General features: G+C 64.2%; 16 protein-coding genes. 2 read left to right on the top strand and 14 right to left on the bottom strand.

Annotation, left to right across the window (positions count from 1 at the left end; translation table 11 throughout):
* Window position 1: 1 nt before the first annotated feature.
* A complete protein-coding gene (locus HU825_RS01585) occupies window positions 2–376 on the top strand; it encodes a BON domain-containing protein (protein ID WP_008568936.1) in 375 nt (124 codons plus the stop codon).
* Between the two features lie 46 nt (window positions 377–422).
* On the opposite strand, the gene HU825_RS01580 is transcribed toward HU825_RS01585, so the two are convergent.
* The 4 genes from HU825_RS01580 to pgi form a co-directional block, all read right to left on the bottom strand.
* The gene (locus HU825_RS01580; RefSeq protein WP_043298149.1) at window positions 423–731 is read right to left on the bottom strand and encodes a DUF2845 domain-containing protein; all 309 of its coding nucleotides are present in this window, start codon (window positions 729–731) and stop codon (window positions 423–425) included.
* Window positions 732–749: 18 nt separating this feature from the next.
* Window positions 750–1,043, bottom strand: coding sequence for a DUF2845 domain-containing protein (locus HU825_RS01575; RefSeq protein WP_431978437.1), 294 nt, complete (start codon window positions 1,041–1,043; stop codon window positions 750–752).
* A gap of 8 nt (window positions 1,044–1,051) precedes the next feature.
* A complete protein-coding gene (locus tag HU825_RS01570; RefSeq protein ID WP_234302774.1) occupies window positions 1,052–3,985 on the bottom strand; it encodes a DUF748 domain-containing protein in 2,934 nt (977 codons plus the stop codon).
* 169 nt (window positions 3,986–4,154) lie between these two features.
* Complete coding sequence (pgi, locus tag HU825_RS01565) at window positions 4,155–5,822, bottom strand: glucose-6-phosphate isomerase (protein WP_234302773.1); 1,668 nt, start codon at window positions 5,820–5,822, stop codon at window positions 4,155–4,157.
* Between the two features lie 63 nt (window positions 5,823–5,885).
* On the opposite strand from pgi, the gene HU825_RS01560 reads away from it, so the two are divergent.
* Window positions 5,886–6,065 carry a hypothetical protein gene (locus HU825_RS01560; RefSeq protein ID WP_043298145.1) on the top strand — a complete coding sequence of 60 codons (180 nt, stop codon included), beginning with the start codon at window positions 5,886–5,888 and terminating at the stop codon, window positions 6,063–6,065.
* A 69-nt stretch (window positions 6,066–6,134) separates the two neighbouring features.
* Here HU825_RS01560 and panD read toward each other — a convergent pair whose 3' ends face one another.
* From panD to dksA, 10 genes are all read right to left on the bottom strand, one after another.
* Complete coding sequence (gene panD, locus HU825_RS01555) at window positions 6,135–6,515, bottom strand: aspartate 1-decarboxylase (protein WP_008568931.1); 381 nt, start codon at window positions 6,513–6,515, stop codon at window positions 6,135–6,137.
* 78 nt (window positions 6,516–6,593) lie between these two features.
* Window positions 6,594–7,451: a pantoate--beta-alanine ligase gene (panC, locus tag HU825_RS01550; RefSeq protein ID WP_043298144.1), complete on the bottom strand. Its 858-nt coding sequence runs from the start codon at window positions 7,449–7,451 to the stop codon at window positions 6,594–6,596.
* Window positions 7,448–8,248, bottom strand: a complete 801-nt coding sequence (gene panB, locus HU825_RS01545) for a 3-methyl-2-oxobutanoate hydroxymethyltransferase (protein ID WP_043298143.1) — start codon at window positions 8,246–8,248, stop codon at window positions 7,448–7,450. The genes panC and panB overlap by 4 nt, the downstream gene beginning before the upstream one ends.
* A gap of 151 nt (window positions 8,249–8,399) precedes the next feature.
* Window positions 8,400–8,894, bottom strand: a complete 495-nt coding sequence (folK, locus tag HU825_RS01540) for a 2-amino-4-hydroxy-6-hydroxymethyldihydropteridine diphosphokinase (protein ID WP_043298142.1) — start codon at window positions 8,892–8,894, stop codon at window positions 8,400–8,402.
* Window positions 8,895–10,280, bottom strand: coding sequence for a polynucleotide adenylyltransferase PcnB (locus HU825_RS01535; protein ID WP_043298141.1), 1,386 nt, complete (start codon window positions 10,278–10,280; stop codon window positions 8,895–8,897).
* A 643-nt stretch (window positions 10,281–10,923) separates the two neighbouring features.
* The gene (locus tag HU825_RS01530) at window positions 10,924–12,333 is read right to left on the bottom strand and encodes a sigma-54-dependent transcriptional regulator (protein ID WP_234302772.1); all 1,410 of its coding nucleotides are present in this window, start codon (window positions 12,331–12,333) and stop codon (window positions 10,924–10,926) included.
* Between the two features lie 61 nt (window positions 12,334–12,394).
* A complete protein-coding gene (locus HU825_RS01525; RefSeq protein ID WP_043298139.1) occupies window positions 12,395–15,349 on the bottom strand; it encodes a sensor histidine kinase in 2,955 nt (984 codons plus the stop codon).
* The gene (locus HU825_RS01520) at window positions 15,333–15,509 is read right to left on the bottom strand and encodes a hypothetical protein (protein ID WP_003095129.1); all 177 of its coding nucleotides are present in this window, start codon (window positions 15,507–15,509) and stop codon (window positions 15,333–15,335) included. The genes HU825_RS01525 and HU825_RS01520 overlap by 17 nt, the downstream gene beginning before the upstream one ends.
* 97 nt (window positions 15,510–15,606) lie before the next feature.
* Window positions 15,607–16,506 (bottom strand): tRNA glutamyl-Q(34) synthetase GluQRS, encoded by a 900-nt coding sequence (gene gluQRS / locus HU825_RS01515; RefSeq protein ID WP_234302771.1) that lies wholly within the window; start codon window positions 16,504–16,506, stop codon window positions 15,607–15,609.
* A 48-nt stretch (window positions 16,507–16,554) separates the two neighbouring features.
* Complete coding sequence (gene dksA, locus HU825_RS01510; protein WP_008568911.1) at window positions 16,555–17,001, bottom strand: RNA polymerase-binding protein DksA; 447 nt, start codon at window positions 16,999–17,001, stop codon at window positions 16,555–16,557.
* Between the last annotated feature and the right edge of the window lie 168 nt (window positions 17,002–17,169).

Genomic DNA, 17,169 nt, shown 5'->3' with positions numbered 1-17,169 from the left:
CATGAAAAAGATTCAGACTTCCCTCACTGCCGCCGCCGTTGTTGCCGCCTTCAGTCTGCCGCTGGCGGGTGTGGCAATGGCCGACAGCACGCCTGCTATCGAGAAAACCGAAGCCGTCATGCTCGCCGCCAATGAAAATGTGGAAGAGGCCAAGGACGCCGCTTCCGATACCTGGATCACCACCAAGGTGAAATCGACGCTGCTGGCCGAAGACGCTACTCCGGGTATGGATATCGAAGTCGAAACCAAGAACGGCGTAGTGTCGCTGTCCGGTACCGTCGCGACCGAGGCAGAGAAGGAAGCCGCAGTTGCCAAGGCTCGGCAGATCAAGGGCGTGACCGACGTGTCCGCCGACGGCCTGAAGGTCGCCGAATAAGAGGCGCTGAGTCCGACAAAACCCCACCTTGTGTGGGGTTTTTTATTCAGTTGCCGCGTTGGCTGTCGATGCTGCGCAGGCGATTGCCCTCGAAGCGCAGGTAGTGGTACATGCCGTGACTGGGGCCATAGACCCATTCCTCGACGACTACTTCCTGCAGGTAGCCGTATTCGTCGACGACTTCCTTGTAGCCGACCATCGCCTTACTGCTGGGTTCGCCACAGCGCTCGCGAACCTGTGCCGTGCTGGCCTCCAGGCTGACCAGCCGGCTGTTGCAGCGAAAGGTGGACGAGGCGCTTGCCGGCTCGCTGGCCAGCAGCACGACGAACAGAGCAAACAGGGAACAGCGGGACATGCGAACTCCTAAATTTGTTCACCGCGTACGCTGCGACTCGATGCGCACCAGGCGGTTGCCCTCGAACGTGAGGATACTGAACGTGCCGTTGTTCGGCCCGTAGGTCCATTCCTCCAGCACGAATTCCTGCCGACCATTGGGGCTCAGGCCATAGCCGACAAGGTCGCGCTGGGCCGGCGGGCCGCACTTGCGCTCGACCTCGAAGGCCCGGTCGCCCGTACTGACCAGCTGGCTGCCGCAGCGTAGCGTATCGGCACCCGCGCCGGAGCAGGTGAGTAGCAGCAAGCCGTACAGGAAGGATTTTCCAAACATGTCCATTTTCATTCGCTGCCCAGGTGTAGAGCGGTGGCGACGCGGCCGTCGGCCAGCGGTTCGGTGGTGCCGGTGTCGAGTAGGAACACCCGCTCGGCGTCCAGCCCGTGATCCACCAGATAGCCCTTGATTGCCGCTGCGCGATCGCGACTCAGGGTGCGTAGCAGGGCGCTGCTCTGTGCCCAGGAGGCGATGACGGCTTCGCGGAGTCGCGCGGCACGCTCGTCGTCCTCCAGTTCCTTCCACTGTGCTGGCGGTTGCTGCTTCAGCCGGCTGCGGTAGATGCCTTCGAGCAGCACGGCCTTGTCCTCTTCTTCCACCTGCAGCAGGCTGGGATCGGCCGGCACCTTGTCGCCGCGGCGCTGGAGAATGCGGTACTGGGTCTGCTGATACTCGCGCTGCAAACGCTGTTCGGCCAGCAGCGGCCCATCGCTGGAACCCGCCGCCATGCCTTCGACTTCCAGACGCAGCGCCGGACGCTGTTGCAGCGCATCGACCAGGGTATCGAGTGCCTTGCGTGCTTCGTCATCCAGCTCGCTGCTGCCGGCCGCGAAGGCGATCTGGCTGAGATCGACTTGATCGCCGTCCACCAGACCGGCGATGAACTTGAACGGTGCCTGTGCGGCGCGCAGCACCAGATTGCGCAGGGTCTGCCAGACGATCGGCATGACGCTGAACTGTGGGTCGTTGAGGTTGCCGGTGACCGGCAGCTCGATCGAGATCGTGCCTTTGGTGTCCTTCAGCAGCGCCACGGCCAGGCGAATCGGCAGGTCGACTGCGTCCGGGCTGTCGACTTTTTCGCCCAGCTGCAGCTGCTCGACCACCACCTTGTTCTCAGCATTCAACTGACCCTGCTGGATGCGGTAATGCAGGTCCAGGTTCAGCCGGCCTTTGCGGATGCGATAGCCGGCGAACTTGCTGGAGTAGGGCGTCAGCGTGGTCAGTTCCACCTGCTTGAAGCTGGTGGCGATATCCAGACTCTGCAGCGGATCGAAGGGGGTGAGCTGGCCCTTGATGCTGACCGGCGCGTAGCGATCGACCTTGCCCTTGATATCGACCGCAGCGGGTTTTTGCTGGCGGTTGTCGAGGGTGCCGATCCGGCCGTTCAGACCCTGGATCGCTGTGCCGAAGGGCGGGCGCAGGCTGAGGTCGGCAAAATTTGCAGAACCGTCGGCGATCTCGATTCCGCCGATGTGCAGCGCCAGCGGCGCGCTGGCCGGCTCCGGTTGCGCGGCCTTCGGGCTAGCGGTGGCAGGTTCGGGTTGCTTGATCAGCAGGTCGTTGATGTTGGTGGTCAGATCCGGATTGATGATGAAGCGCGCATAGGGTTGCTGCAGCTGCACCTTGGCGATGCTCAGACTCTGCGGATGGCGGTAGTCGATCTCTTCAAGATGCAGGCGTTCCCATTTCGCCAGATCGCGGTTGCCGATGGTGTCGAGCGTGTGCAACTGGGTGATGTCGGCTTGGCCGGTGACCGAGAATGCCAGCGGCTCGGTACTTTGCAGTTCGGCCTTCAGCTGGCTGTCGAGCAGACCGCTGCGCAGTTCCAGGTGCACGAAGGGGCTGAGGTAGGCCTGGGCGATGCGCAGGTCGATATCGCGGGTGCTGATGGCGAGCGTGCCGCTGGCCGGGCTGAGCTGCAGCTGGCCTTCGGCCTGCAGCGAGCCCTGGCGGCCGATGCCGCTCTGCAAGGCGAGCTGGAAGGGCGAGGTGCCGAGGCTGTCGAAATCGCGCAGGGTCAGGTCGAGCGGCCCTACGTCCAGCGCGACATCCTGCTCGGGTACGCGGTCGGCGAGGTGGATGCGGTAATCGCGCAGTTCGGCGTTGCGCACCAAGACCTGCCATGGGCGGCGGGAAGTGGGATCGTTGGTGCTGTCGGCAGCGGGCGTTTCGGCAGCGGCTTCCGGCAGCGGCTCCGGTGTGGCGGCGCGCGATGGCGTCGGCCGGGCAAACAGCGCCTGCCAGTCGAGCGTGCCGTCGGCGTTGCGTGCCGCCCAGGTTTCCAGCTTGCTGCTGCGCAGGTTGCCGATGGTGATGCGCTGTTCGGTCAGGTCCAGTGCGGTGTCGTCGATTTCCAGGCTTTCCAGACGGATCAGCGCCTTGCCGTCGGGATCATCGATGGCCAGCGGCGCAAGCTTGATTTTCGCGTTGTCGAGCAGGAGTCGGGTGCCTTCGCTCAGATCCAGACGATAGGCGGTGCTCACGTCAAGACGACCGTCCTGCAGCTGTAGCGGGACGATATCGTGCACGTAGGGCCAGATGTCCTTGAGCAGCAGGCCGTCGGCCTTCAGCTTGCCACTGGAGGTAATCGGCGCCAGACCGAACTGCCCCTGCCAGGCGATGCGTCCGCCGCTCGGGCCGTTAGCCACCAGGCTGGCGTCGGCGCTGCCATCGGAGCGGGTCGCCAGGTTGTGCAGTTCGATGTTCAGCGCGTCATAGCGCAGGTCGATGGCTTCGCTCGGTCGCAGGTCGCGGAAGCCGACGTCGCCATCGGCCAGCCGCAGGCGGTCGATGCGCAGGGGAAAGACCTCGCGCGGGCCCTCGGCAGCGGGCTCGGGACTGGGCGGTAACTCAAACAGACGGGAGAGGTTGAGCGTGCCTTGCGGATCGAATTCGGCCTGCACCGCAGGCCTGTCGAGCTGGATGTCGGCCAGGTGCAAGGTACGTGTCCACAGGCTGTCCCAGGAGAGATTGAGATATAGCCGCTCGAACGCAACCTGGCGCGCTCCGGGCTCGCCGATGCTCAGGTTGAAGGCGGTCAGTTCGAGCGTAAAGGGATTCAGCTCGATGCGTTCCAGCGATGCCGGCGCCGTGGCATAGCGCGCCAACTGCTGGTTGGCGATGCGCTGGGCGACACCAGGCAGGATGAGGAAGCCGAGCAGGCAGTAACAGACCAGGGCGCTCACCACGACCGTGAGCGCGCGCTTCATTCCGTTGGGCATGTCCGAGGATATTCCGTGCGGTTGGATGCCTTGGAGTATGGCATGCCCGCCGGGTTCCTCTTGCGATCCAGCGCAGCTATCGATGCGCTCGCGTCAAGGCCGTAATGCCGGCGTTACCTTCGACGTGGGAATCATATCGCCCGGCGCAGGTGCACCGGGCGATGGACACTCAGCCGCGATGACGGCCGCGGAAGAAGTCGATCAGGCCCTGGGTCGAGGCGTCCTCGGCCGGCGGGCTGTCGTAGCCGGTCAGACGTCCGTAGACGCCCTTGCCCAGCTCCTTGCCCAGCTCCACGCCCCACTGATCAAAGGAGTTGATGCCCCAGATGACACCCTGCACGAACACCTTGTGCTCGTAGAGCGCGATCAGCGCGCCGAGACGGCCAGGGCTGATGCTCTCCAGCACCAGGGTGTTGCTTGGGCGATTACCGGGGATCACCTTGTGCGGCGCCAGACGCTGCACTTCGCGCTCCGGCAGGCCCTTGGCGCGCAGTTCGGCTTCGGCTTCGGCGCGGGTCTTGCCGAGCATCAGCGCCTGGCTCTGTGACAAGCAGTTGGCGTACAGCCATTCCTGGTGGTCGGCGACTGGGTTATGGCTAACTACCGGCACGATGAAATCTGCCGGGATGAGCGGCGTGCCCTGGTGCAGCAGCTGATGGTAGGCGTGCTGGCCGTTGCAGCCGACGCCGCCCCAGATCACCGGGCCGGTGCTGCAGGAAACCGGCGTGCCGTCCTGGCGTACGCTCTTGCCGTTGGACTCCATGTCCATCTGCTGCAGGTGTTTGACGAAGTTGCGCAGGTAATGGTCGTAGGGCAGGAAGGCGTAGCTCTGTGCGCCCCAGAAGTTGTGATACCAGATGCCAAGCATGGCCAGCAGCACTGGCATGTTGGTCTCGAACGGTTCGTGGAGGAAATGCTGGTCCATGCTGTAGGCGCCGGAGAGCAGATCCTTGAAGTTGTGCATGCCGATCGCCAGGGCGATGGGCAGGCCGATCGCCGACCACAGCGAGTAGCGGCCGCCGACCCAATCCCACATCGGGAAGATATTCTTCTCGCGGATGCCGAAATCGATCGCCGCCTGCTTGTTGCTGGTCACTGCGATAAAGTGGCGATAGAGCTTCTCCTCGGTGCCGCCACGGGCCAGATACCAGGTGCGTGCGGCCTGAGCGTTTTTCAGGGTTTCCAGGGTGCCGAACGACTTGCTGGAGACGATGAACAGCGTGGTTTCAGCGTTGAGGTTGGCGGTTACCTCACGGAACTCGCTGCCATCGATGTTCGCCAGATAATGACAGCGCACGCCCGATTGCTGGGTGAACGGCAGCAGCGCTTCGGACACCAGTTGCGGACCGAGGAAGGAGCCACCGATGCCGATGTTGACCACGTCGGTGATCGGCTTGTCGTTGTAGCCACGCCACAGGTTGTTGTGGATACGGCCGACGATGTCGGTCATCTGTGCCAGTGCGGCATGCACCTCGCGCATCAGGTTGGTGCCGTTGACGATCAGGTCGTCGCCCATAGGTCGGCGCAGCGCCGTATGCAGCGCCGGACGGTTCTCCGAGGCGTTCACCGGCTCACCGTTAAACATCGCATGGGCGGCCTGCTCGACGCCCGCCTCGCGCGCGAGGTTGACCAGCAGCGCACGGGTCTGCGGAGTGATGAGGTTCTTCGAGTAATCGAGGAACAGCCCGCAGCAGGAAACCGAGAGCTCCTCGAAACGCGCCGGATCGGCGGCGAAGGCCTCGCGCATGTTGAAGTGCTGCATGGCCAGGCGGTGTTCTTCCAGAACGGTCCAGGATGGCAGGCGGGTGACATCGAGCGGGTGCTGGTAATAGCTCATGGTAAGGCGGCTTCCTTTGCTTGGACGGGCCATGAAGACATCGCGATTCCGCGCGCACGGATCATGCGCCGGGGCCTACGTGGCTTCAACAGCCGTTTGATCGGCACACCGGCATTCATCCTGAATGCGGCTGTCACGGTTGGCAGCGGTATGGACCGTGCCGGCGGCGGTCACTCCGGTTCCGCCGAGACTGCTCTGACCAACGAAACGACCGATGTGTTCCACCTGCTCGACGTCCCGTAGGTTGCGGCAAGAAAAAAGCCCGAAGCGGGGGACGCTTCGGGCTGCGGATTGGCTACGGTACGGCTGGCTTCAGGCAACCTGAACCGGAATGGCGTTGCTGGTATGGCTGAGGTCGCCATCGGCCCCCATGTACAGCACGTGGGGCTTGAAGTTCGCCAGTTCGGCTTCGCTGTAGTGCGCGTAGGTGCAGATGATCAGGCGATGGCCGACGCCGGCCTTGTGTGCCGCGGCACCGTTGACGGAAATGATCTTCGAACCTTCCTCGCCACGGATAGCATAGGTGGTGAAGCGCTCGCCGTTATCGACGTTGTAGATCTGGATCTGTTCGTACTCGCGGATGCCGGCGAGGTCGAGCCAGTCGCCGTCGATGGCGCAGGAGCCCTCGTAGTCGAGCACTGAGTGAGTCACCACGGCGCGGTGCAGTTTTGCCTTGAGCATGATGGCGTGCATGGCAGGGTCCTCCGGTGCGCAAGCGGCGCAGAGTGTGCCCGAAGCCCTGAGTGTGATCAAGGCCACAGGGCGGGACGGTTAGTGGGGGGCGACGTCGACCAGCAGGTTGTCCAGCAGGCGGGTCTTGCCGAGGAACGCGGCGACCAGAATGACCAGCTCGCGTGCGCCCGCATCGGCTGGCTGCAGGTCGGGCGCGTGGCGGATTTCAAGGTAATCCACCCGCAGCCCGGAGGCTTGCAGTTGCGCCTGGCCCTGAGCGATCAGTGCGGCGTAATCGCGCTGTCCGCCGAGCAGGGCCGTCTTCATCTCGCACAGCGTGCGATACAGCACCGGAGCGATCGCACGCTCCTCGCTGCTGAGGTAACCGTTGCGCGAAGACAGCGCCAGGCCGTCCTCGGCGCGCACGATCGGCTCGGAAATGATCTGCACCGGCATGTTCAGATCGCGCACCATCGTGCGGATCACTGCCAGCTGCTGGAAATCCTTCTGGCCGAATACCGCCAGATCCGGCAGGACCATGTTGAACAGCTTGGTCACCACCGTCGAGACGCCGTCGAAGTGCCCCGGGCGGCTGGCGCCACAGAGTCCTTCGGAAACCCCGGGCACGCGCACGAGCGTCTGCTGCGCCTGGCCGTGAGGGTACATTTCCTCCACGCCCGGGGCGAACAGCAGATGGCAGCCGGCATCGAACAGCTTCGTCTGATCGGCTGCCAGCGTGCGCGGGTAACTGTCTAGATCTTCGTTGGGACCGAACTGCAGCGGATTGACGAAAATGCTCGCCACCACGAAGTCGGCGCGTTGGCCGGCCTTCTTCACCAGGGCGATATGCCCGGCGTGCAGGTTGCCCATGGTCGGCACGAAGCCGATGCGCTTGCCCTCGCTGCGGGCGCGGGCTACCGCGGCACGCAGGTCGGCGATGGTCTTGACGACGTTCATGCGGAGAAACCGTGTTCGGCTGCGGGGAATTCGACGGTCTTGACCGCGCGCACGTAGGCGGCGATGGCGGCCGGGATGTCGCCCTGCTCGCGCATGAAGTTCTTCACGAACTTCGGTACGCGGCCGCTCAGCGACAGGCCCAGCATGTCATGCAGGACCAGCACCTGGCCGTCGGTTTCGCTACCGGCACCGATTCCGATCACCGGAATGTCGACCGCCTGGGTGATGCGCGAGGCCAGTTCGCTGGGCACACATTCGAGCAGGAGCATGGCGGCGCCAGCGGCTTGCAGAGCGCGTGCGTCGGCCAGCATCTGCTGCGCCTGGGCTTCTTCGCGGCCCTGCACCTTGTAGCCGCCGAAAAGGTTGACCGCCTGAGGCGTCAGCCCCATGTGCGCGCAAACCGGGATGCCGCGCTCGGCCAGCAGGCGGATCGACTCGGCCAGCCAGGCGCTGCCTTCGAGCTTGATCATGTGCGCGCCGGCCTGCATCAGCAGCGCCGAGTTGTTCAGGGTCTGCTCGGTGGTGGCATTGGCCATGAACGGCAGATCGGCGACGATCATCGCGCCACGGTTGCCGCGCTTGACGCTGGCCGTATGGTAGGCCATGTCGGCGACGGTGACTGGCAGGGTGCTGTCGTGTCCCTGCAGGACCATGCCAAGCGAATCGCCGATGAGCAGCATCTCGACACCGGCATCGCAGGCCGTCTTGGCGAAGGTGGCGTCGTAGCAGGTGAGCATGACGATCTTCTCGCCCTTCTGCTTGAGCCCTTGCAGCGTGGTCAGGGTTACCTCTGGCATGAATGCCGTCCTCTTCGAGCCTCGGAGGGATCACGGTTGCCGATGCGTTGCGACGAAGCGTCGCGCGCGGCAGAGGGCGCTTATAGTCCGGTCGGCGAGTGGCTAAGTCAATCGCGAGTGTTACCCCGCTGTTACAGCGTTACCCGTCCGGTTACACCGTTTCGTCGAGACGCTCCAGACCGCGGTACGGACAGGCGGCCAGCAGATCGTCGAGGTTGCGGCCATCGGCCAGGTGCAGGTGGGCGGGCGCCAGTTCGGCCAGCGGGTAGAGCACGAAAGCGCGCTCCTGCAGATGATAGTGCGGCACCTGGAGGCGCGGCTCGTCGATCACCCGGTCGCCAAACAGCAGGATATCCAGGTCCAGCGTGCGCGGCCCCCAGCGTTCGGCCTTGCGCTCGCGACCCTGGGCGAGTTCGATCGCCTGCAGCGCGTCGAGCAGTTCGAGCGGAGCGAGGGTGGTGGCCAGCGCCGCGACGGCGTTAACGTAGCGCGGCTGATCGGATGGCCCTAGGGGGTCGCTGGCATAGAACGAGGACACGCCGACCACTTGCGTGCACGGCAGGTCGGCGAGTGCCTGCAGGGCGCCGCGCAGTTGCTGCAGCGGATCGGCCAGGTTGCTGCCCAGACCAATGTAGACCCGTTCCATCTATTCGGCCGGGGCGTCGGCACCGCGACGGCGGCGCCCGCCACTGCGGCGACGTTTGCGCGGGCCCGCGTCGTCCTTGCCGCTAAGGTTGCGGATCATGCTGCGCCGGTCGCTGTCGCTGGCTTCCTGATAGTCGGTCCACCAGTCGCCCAGGCCGCCGGTCTTCTCGCCGGCGCTCTCGCGCAGCAGCAGGAAATCATAGCCGGCGCGAAAGCGTGGGTTTTCCAGCAGCTGGTCGGCGCGGCGCCCTTGCCGACGCGGCAGGCGCTCTTGCATGTCCCAGATCTCGCGCATGGGAATGGTGAAGCGCTTGGGAATTGCGGTGCGCTGGCACTGTTCCCAGATGATGTCGTGTGCGGCTTCCTGCATCGCGGGGATCGGCGGCATGCCGCGGTCCTGCAGTTCGAGCACGCGTGCCGGCAGCGCGGGCCAGAGCAGGGCGGCGAACAGGAACGCCGGCGTGACCGGTTTACCTTGCTGGATGCGCAGGTCGGTGTTGGCCAGGGCATTGCGGATCAGCGTGCCGGCATACTCGGGGTTGCGCTCCAGCGCCGCGGCGCTGGCCGGGAACAGTGGGGCGAACAGGTCGTATTCGAGCAGCAGTTCGAAGGTGCGCTCGGCCTTGCCGCCGAGAAACAGCTTGAGCGTTTCGTCGAACAGGCGCGCCGAGGGGATGCCGTCGAGCAAGTCGGCCAGCTCGGCGATAGGCTCGGCACTGTGTCGTTCGATCTCGAAGTCGAGCTTGGCGGCGAAACGCACCGCTCGCAGCATGCGCACCGGATCTTCCTGGTAGCGCTGTTCGGGGTCGCCGATCAAGCGGATCAGGCGATTGCGGATGTCGTGCACACCGTGGGTGTGATCGAGAATGCGCTCGCTGGTCGGGTCGTAGTACAGCGCATTGATGGTGAAGTCGCGACGCTGGGCGTCATCGTCGAGCGTGCCGTAGACGTTGTCGCGCAGAATGCGTCCGCTTTCGTTGCGCGCGGCCAGGTGACTGGCATCCTCGTCATCGTCTTCTTCGGGGTGATTGGCGCGGAACGTGGCGACTTCGATGATCTCGCGGCCGAAATGCACGTGTACCAGCTTGAAGCGGCGCCCAATAACCCGCGCGTTGCGGAATTCGGCCCGTACCTGTTCGGGGGTGGCGCTGGTGGCGACGTCGTAGTCCTTGGGGTCGAGGTCCAGTAACAGGTCGCGTACGCAGCCACCGACTACATAGGCTTCGTAGCCTGCTTGCTGCAGGCGCTGGACCACGTTCACCGCATTGCGGCTGATGGCGTTGCGCTGCAAAGAGTGCTGCCTGCTGGACAGTATTTCGGGGGTGCGGCGAGCTGGCGGAATTCGGCGCAGGGGAAAGCGAAAAGACTGGAACAGCTTTTTCAGCATGGGTAAGCACTGTGTGGCGAATGGGGGCGATGGCCGTGGAAAGCCGCGAAAACTGCGCGGATTCTAGCATCGGGAGGCTGGATGTTGAACGAAGGCGAGAGGGGTGTCAAAACGCGGTGGGCTTAAAGCACTGAGGGGAGCCGAAGCTCCCCTCATAAAAGATATTGCGTGCTTTGTTGTTATTGGTGCAGGCGTATTGTTTTTGTTGTTCCGCCTGTTCCCTTCGGCCATTGCCTCCGGGAGGTCCCTACCTGGGAACCAATAGCAAACGGATTGCTTTGGTCGCTGAGTTGCCGATGATCGTTGATCCAACCAGTGCGGGTCCTGCTCAATGCAGTTTTTGTTGTTCTCGGCCTGGTCGTCGGGGTTGAGCCCTTCGGCAAATCCTCTCCAAAAGAATCAGTTAGCTGCGCCTCCGCGTTCTTATCGTTGTTTTGCTGGAGTCGTTTCGTTTTGTTCTTGTTATGGGACGGCTTGTTATTGTTGTTGTGCTGGATATAAAGCAGATGCCGTGCCACTTTTTAAAAATCGTTTATTTTCAAGGAGTTAAGTTTTTTCATGCAAAGTGGGAGGCGAAAAAAAAGGGACCGTCGTTACCGATGATCCCGATTCTGTTACGGCGCATGGGCCGGACGGTAACATCTCAGCCCGCAGTGGTGCTCGACTTGCGCCGCGGGATGCCGAGGCGCTGGCGACGCTCCCACAGGCACTTGCGACTGATGCCGAGCTTGCGTGCCAGCTCGGTCTCGGTCATGTGGTCCTGGTGTTCGAGGACGAAGTGCTGGAAATAGTCTTCCAGCGAGAGGTCCTCGGTCGGCTCGTTGCTGGCCGCCGACAGCAGCGAGGTGCAGGGCTCGTCGAATTCGTCGTCCAAGCCGTCGAGCTCGATGTCGATGCCCAGCAGCGTGGCGTCTATCTCCGCACTCTCGCTCAGAATCGCCGCGCGCTCGATGGCGTTCTCCAGTTCGCGGACGTTGCCTGGCCAGCTGTAATGACGGATGGCCTGCTCGGCGTCGCGGGAGAAATGCATGCTGTCGTTGCCCATCCGCTGACACTGGCGGGCTAGGAAGGCGCGGGCGATTTCCAGCACATCGTTACCACGCTCGCGCAGCGGCGGCAGCTTCAGCGCGATGACATGCAGGCGGTAATAAAGGTCTTCGCGAAACTGCCCGGTCTTGGCCAGCGTCTTGAGGTCGCGGTGGGTGGCAGCGATCAGGCGCACGTCGACCTTCTGTGACTGCACGGAGCCGACCCGGCGAATTTCACCCTCCTGCAGCACGCGCAGCAGGCGTGCCTGGGCTTCCAGCGGCAGCTCGCCGATCTCGTCGAGAAACAGCGTGCCGCCATCGGCCGCCTCGACCAGCCCGGCGCGGCCAGCGCTGGCGCCAGTGAAGGCGCCCTTTTCGTGGCCGAACAGCTCGGATTCGATCAGGGTTTCCGGGATTGCCGCGCAGTTTACCGAGATCATCGGCGCCTTGGCGCGGTGCGACAGATTATGCAGCGCGCGGGCGACCAGTTCCTTGCCGGTGCCGGACTCGCCCTGGATCAGGACGTTGGAATCGGTCGGGGCGACCTTGCGGATCTTCCCGAACAGGTCCTGCATCGGTGGACAATGGCCGATGATGCCGATGTCGCCCTGGGCGCTGGCGGGAGTGCTGGTGATCGCCGGGGACGGTGCGGCCGCAGTTGCGCTGGCGCGTTCCTGGCGGTCATGCAGGATGCGCGCGACGGTTTGTAGCATCTCGTCGTGGTCGAACGGTTTGGCGATGTAGTCCACCGCGCCCATCTTCATCGAGTCCACCGCCGAGCGCAGGCTGGCGTAGCTGGTCATGATGAGGACCGGCGTGCCTTCGGCCAGCTTGATCAGTTCGGTACCCGGTGCGCCGGGCAGACGCAGGTCGCTGACGATGAGGTCGAAACCGGGAATGCTGAAGCGCTCCTGCGCCTCCTGTACCGAACCGGCTTCGCTGACCTCGTACTGGTTGCGTTCGAGCAGACGGCGCAGGGCGGAGCGGATGATGGTTTCGTCTTCGACGATCAGAATATGTGACATCAGTACTCTCTCGACGGTCTGGAGGCGATGCGACCGGAAGGCCGCTACTGCGGTTGCCTCCTCAACTTACGGCATGTGGCACTTCGACATGCCGCGGCAGGGTGATGCGAAAACGGGTGCCGCGCTGTGCTATCGGGTCGGCCGGGCTGTCGATATCGATCTGGCCATAATGCTCTTCCACGATCGAATAGACCAGCGCAAGCCCTAGGCCGGTCCCTTCGCCCGGGTCCTTGGTGGTGAAGAATGGCTCGAACAGCCGCCCCTGGATTTCCTTGGAGATGCCGCTGCCCTGATCCTCGACGATCAGATACACAGACTGCTCGGCGACTTCGCTGCTGACGCGGATGATGCCGCCCGGCGGCGAGGCATCGCGGGCGTTGGACAGCAGGTTGATCAGCACCTGGGCAAGGCGCTGCGGATCGCCTTCGGCCAGGTGCTCGGGTTCGCAGAGATTGAAGAACTGTACCTCGGTGCGGTTCTTGTTCAGCGACAGCAGGGCGATGGCTTCCTGGGTGATTTGCGCCAGGCTCACCGGGTAGGCGCGCTGCTGGCGCTCGCCGGCATGGGCGAAGCTCATCAGCGACTGGACAATGCGCGACACGCGTTTGGTCTGCTCGATGATCTGGTTGCTCGCCTCGGTGATTTCGGCGTCGTGCTCGCGCTCCTCGCGCAGATTCTGCGCCAGGCAGGCGATGCCGGTGATCGGGTTGCCGATTTCGTGGGCGACGCCAGCGGCGAGGCGGCCGATGCTGGCCAGGCGCTCGGAGTGCACCAGGCGGTCTTCCAGCTCCTGGGTCTCGGTGAGGTCTTCGATCAGCAGCACCAGGCCGCTGTTACCCGGTGCCAGCGGCTCGGCGATCGCCGCCTTGTGCAGGTTGAGGCAGCGACGATGACCGTTGAACGACAGGCGCTGCTTGTGCAGGTGCTCGTCTGGCTGCTGAATGAAGCCCTCCAGCAGGCTTTTCCACGGCTCGCCGATCGACGGCAGGCGCGAGCCGACCACCTGTAGCGCCGGGATGTCGGTGAGTTCTTCCAGCGCCTTGTTCCACATGAGGATTTCCTGATCCTTGGCCAGCGAGCAGACCCCCATCGGCAGCTCCTGCAGCGTTCGCCGGTGGTAGCGGCGCAACGCATCGAGTTCGGCGGCGAGTCCGGTCAGGCGCGAGTGGTATTCCTCCAGCCGGTTCTCGATGAAGTGGATGTCCTCGGTGACGTAGCCTTCGGCAGCGCTCTTGTAGGGCAGGAAGTTTTCGACGATGTCCTGGGCGATGCTCGGTCCCATCAGGCCGGAGAGATTGGCTTCGAGACGATCGCGCAGGCGCCGCAGGGCGTACGGGCGGTGCTCGTCGAATGGCAGCTGCAGATCGCGCAGTGCCTGTTCGACTTCGCGCTGCGCGGTCTTGGCGCCGAGTGGCTTGGCCAGCTGGGTGGCGAATTCCTGTGGTGAGGCGGCCATCAGCTCGCGCCGCTGCGGCCGGCGCACGTTCTCCACGGCGCAGGCCTCGGCCGCGCTCTGCTCCTCGGTGCTGGTGTCGGTGAACAGCGACACCAGGGTGAAGGCCAGCACGTTGACCGCCAGCGAGGCGATCGCCGCCAGATGCCAGCTGGTGTCGTCGAGCACGTAGACCACGTTGAACAGCGGGATGTAGAAGCCATCCAGATTGCCCACCAACGGTAGCAGCATGGTCACCACCCAGACGGCGATGCCGGCCAGCAGGCCGGTGATGTAGCCGCGCCGGTTCGCCGTCTGCCAGTAGAGCACCGACAGCACGCCGGGGAGGAACTGCAGGGTGGCCACGAAGGCGACGATGCCGAGGTTGGACAGGTCCTGCTCGGCGCCCAGCAGCAGGTAGAAGCCGTAGCCGGCGATGATGATGGCGAAGATCAGGCTGCGCCGCGTCCATTTCAGCCAGCGGTAGATATTGCCTTCGCTGGGCGGCTGATAGAGCGGCAGCACCAGGTGGTTGAGCGCCATGCCTGACAGCGCAAGGGTACTGACGATGATCAGTCCGCTGGAAGCCGACAGCCCGCCGATGAAGGCGATCAGCGCGAGGGCATCGTTCTGCGCGGTGAGGCCGAGGCCGAGGGTGAAGTACTCCGGGTTGGTCCGCACGCCGAGCTTGAGGCCGGCCCAGAGGATCAGCGGCACCGCCAGGCTCATCAGCAGCAGGTATAGCGGCAGGCCCCAGCTGGCGCTGACCAGCGCGCGCGGATTGAGGTTCTCGGCGAAGGTCATGTGATACATGTGCGGCATCACGATGGCCGAGGCGAAGAACACCAGCAGCAGCGTGCGCCACGGGCCTTCCTGCAGCGGCGTGTGCAGGGCCTGCAGCGCCGACTGATTCTGCAGCAGCCAGATTTCCAGCTGGTGCGGCCCACCGAAGACCACATAGAGCGCGTACAGCCCGATCGTGCCGAAGGTCAGCAGCTTGACCACCGATTCGAAGGCGATGGCGAACACCAGCCCTTCGTGCTTTTCGCGGGCGGCGATGTGGCGTGCACCGAACAGGATGGTGAACAGCATGATCAGGACGCAGTAGCCGAGCGCGACACGCTCCTGCATCGGCTCCAGCGTGAGAATGCCGATGGCATCGGCCACCGCCTGAATCTGCAGGGCCAGCAGCGGCAGCATGCCGATCAGCATCACCACCGTGGTCAGCGCGCCGGCCCAGGTGCTGCGGAAGCGGAAGGCGAACAGGTCGGCCAGCGACGCCAGCTGATAGGTACGGGTGATGCGCAGAATCGGATAGAGCAGCACCGGCGCCAGCAGGAACGCGCCGCACACCCCCAAGTAGGTGGCGAGAAAGCCGTAGCCGTACTGATAGGCCAACCCGACGGTGCCGTAGAGGGCCCAGGCGCTGGCATAGACGCCCAGCGAAAGGGTGTAGGTGAGCGGATGGCGAATGATCCAACGCGGGATGATGCCGCGCTCGCTGACCCAGGCGACGCCGAACAGCGCCAGCAGATAGGCGGCGCTGATCAGCACCAGATGGCTGAGGCTAAAGCTCGTCTGCATCGCGTTGGCTCTGGAGAATGAAGGTCACCACGATGAGGATCAGCCACAGCAGGTAGGGTCGGTACCAGGCACCGTTGGGGTCGATCCACCAGTCCATGATCGCCGGGGAAAACAGATAGATTCCCACCACCAGGAGCAGCACCAGTCGGTAGATGTACATGCCGGGTCTCGTGTCGGAAGTGCGTCGATGGTAGAGCAGCCGCAAGCGGCAAGCCACCGGCGGCAGGCAAAACCTTCAGGTTGGCGGCGAGTCGGGGCTACCGCAGCTGCGCCTCGGCCAGTGAGCGGGTGCGCGGGATGCGCCCGGCGTCCCAGTGCGCGACCGCCCAGGCGAGAATCGCTGCCGCCGGGGCGCCGGCGAGTTCGGCGGCTGGTTGCTGGCCAAGAGCGCGTAGCGCGCGCAACAGCAACGGGCTGGCCTCGTCGGGGGGCAACGGTGGCGAGCGGTAGCTCTTGCCCAGCTTGTGGCCGTCCGGCTGGATGATCAATGGCAGGTGCAGATAGCGCGGCTGCGGTAGACCGAGCAGTTCCTGCAGATACAGCTGGCGCGGCGTGGAGTCGAGCAGATCGGCCCCGCGCACCACGTCGGTGACGCCCTGCCAGGCATCGTCGAGCACCACGGCAAGTTGATAGGCGACCAGACCGTCACGCCGACGGATGACGAAGTCACCGACCTCGCGGCCCAGGTGCTGGCGGTACTCGCCCTGCACGCGATCGCAGAAGTGGTACTCGCGATCCGGTACGCGCAGGCGGATCGCGGCGTCACGCGGGTCGTGGCCGGCATCGCGGCAGAAACCCGGATAAGCGCCGGGGTATGCCTGCAGCTGCTTGCGTGAGCAGGTACAGGCATAGGCCAGGCCGGCGTCCAGCAAGTGCTCGATGGCCGCCTGGTAGGCGGCCTGGCGTTGGCTCTGGCGCAGCATGGCGCCGTCCCAGGCGAAACCGTAGCGGCGCAGGGTTTCGACAATCGCGGCCTGAGCGCCGGGCATTTCCCGTGGCGGATCGATGTCTTCCATGCGCAGCAGCCAGTCGCCGCCAACGGCGCGGGCGTCGAGGTAGGAGGCGAGAGCGGCAAACAGCGAGCCGAAGTGCAGATAACCGCTGGGCGTCGGCGCGAAGCGGCCGATGTAGCGATCAGCGGGGCGGGATGAGGTCATGGCGGCGGGCTGGAAATGAAGCGGGGCGCCGTAGCGCCCCGTTCGGGATCAGGAACCGATCTGCTTTTCCTTGATCTCCGCCAGCGTCTTGCAGTCGATGCACAGCGTGGCGGTGGGCCGGGCTTCCAGCCGGCGGATGCCGATCTCGACACCGCAGGAGTCGCACCAGCCGTACTCGTTGTCTTCGATCAGCTGCAGCGTCTCGTCGATCTTCTTGATCAGCTTGCGCTCGCGATCGCGAGCACGCAGTTCCAGGCTGAATTCTTCTTCCTGGCTGGCGCGGTCGGCCGGATCGGGGAAGTTGGCCGCTTCGTCCTGCATGTGGTGCACGGTGCGATCGACTTCCTCCATCAACTCCTGCTTCCACTTGTTGAGGATGCCGGTGAAGTGAGCGCGCATCTTGTCGCTCATGTATTCCTCGCCCTTGGTTTCCTTGTAGGGCTCGAAGGCGCGAATCAGTTGCTTGCTCGACGGTGTTGCTTTGGTAATGGGCATGGATGAACGCCTCTCGCTATGTCCATTTGCGCAGGATGATATGTCCCTGCCGGCCCGTGCCGGCCCTGCGGCTGCAAGCGGGCGAACTTACCAGATCGGATCGGGGTGCGCTACTCCCGTACCCGCCGGTGGCTACAGCGTTCCCGGGACCTTGGGTAGAATCCACGT

The sequence above is a fragment of the Pseudomonas phenolilytica genome (assembly GCF_021432765.1).
GTDB lineage: Bacteria > Pseudomonadota > Gammaproteobacteria > Pseudomonadales > Pseudomonadaceae > Stutzerimonas > Stutzerimonas phenolilytica.
The sequence above is the reverse complement of the archived record's forward strand: the minus strand, read 5'-3'. Positions and strand labels throughout refer to the sequence as shown.

What these genes read in the sequence shown, in the direction of transcription:
- panD (WP_008568931.1), bottom strand. Translation starts at nt 6,515, where the DNA reads ATGCACGCCATCATGCTCAAGGCAAAACTGCACCGCGCCGTGGTGACT.
- HU825_RS01560 (WP_043298145.1), top strand. Translation starts at nt 5,886, where the DNA reads ATGCGCCGGGGCCTACGTGGCTTCAACAGCCGTTTGATCGGCACACCG.
- panC (WP_043298144.1), bottom strand. Translation starts at nt 7,451, where the DNA reads ATGAACGTCGTCAAGACCATCGCCGACCTGCGTGCCGCGGTAGCCCGC.
- HU825_RS01585 (WP_008568936.1), top strand. Translation starts at nt 2, where the DNA reads ATGAAAAAGATTCAGACTTCCCTCACTGCCGCCGCCGTTGTTGCCGCC.
- dksA (WP_008568911.1), bottom strand. Translation starts at nt 17,001, where the DNA reads ATGCCCATTACCAAAGCAACACCGTCGAGCAAGCAACTGATTCGCGCC.
- HU825_RS01535 (WP_043298141.1), bottom strand. Translation starts at nt 10,280, where the DNA reads ATGCTGAAAAAGCTGTTCCAGTCTTTTCGCTTTCCCCTGCGCCGAATT.
- folK (WP_043298142.1), bottom strand. Translation starts at nt 8,894, where the DNA reads ATGGAACGGGTCTACATTGGTCTGGGCAGCAACCTGGCCGATCCGCTG.
- panB (WP_043298143.1), bottom strand. Translation starts at nt 8,248, where the DNA reads ATGCCAGAGGTAACCCTGACCACGCTGCAAGGGCTCAAGCAGAAGGGC.
- HU825_RS01570 (WP_234302774.1), bottom strand. Translation starts at nt 3,985, where the DNA reads ATGCCCAACGGAATGAAGCGCGCGCTCACGGTCGTGGTGAGCGCCCTG.
- HU825_RS01575 (WP_431978437.1), bottom strand. Translation starts at nt 1,043, where the DNA reads ATGTTTGGAAAATCCTTCCTGTACGGCTTGCTGCTACTCACCTGCTCC.
- pgi (WP_234302773.1), bottom strand. Translation starts at nt 5,822, where the DNA reads ATGAGCTATTACCAGCACCCGCTCGATGTCACCCGCCTGCCATCCTGG.
- HU825_RS01525 (WP_043298139.1), bottom strand. Translation starts at nt 15,349, where the DNA reads ATGCAGACGAGCTTTAGCCTCAGCCATCTGGTGCTGATCAGCGCCGCC.
- gluQRS (WP_234302771.1), bottom strand. Translation starts at nt 16,506, where the DNA reads ATGACCTCATCCCGCCCCGCTGATCGCTACATCGGCCGCTTCGCGCCG.
- HU825_RS01580 (WP_043298149.1), bottom strand. Translation starts at nt 731, where the DNA reads ATGTCCCGCTGTTCCCTGTTTGCTCTGTTCGTCGTGCTGCTGGCCAGC.
- HU825_RS01530 (WP_234302772.1), bottom strand. Translation starts at nt 12,333, where the DNA reads ATGTCACATATTCTGATCGTCGAAGACGAAACCATCATCCGCTCCGCC.
- HU825_RS01520 (WP_003095129.1), bottom strand. Translation starts at nt 15,509, where the DNA reads ATGTACATCTACCGACTGGTGCTGCTCCTGGTGGTGGGAATCTATCTG.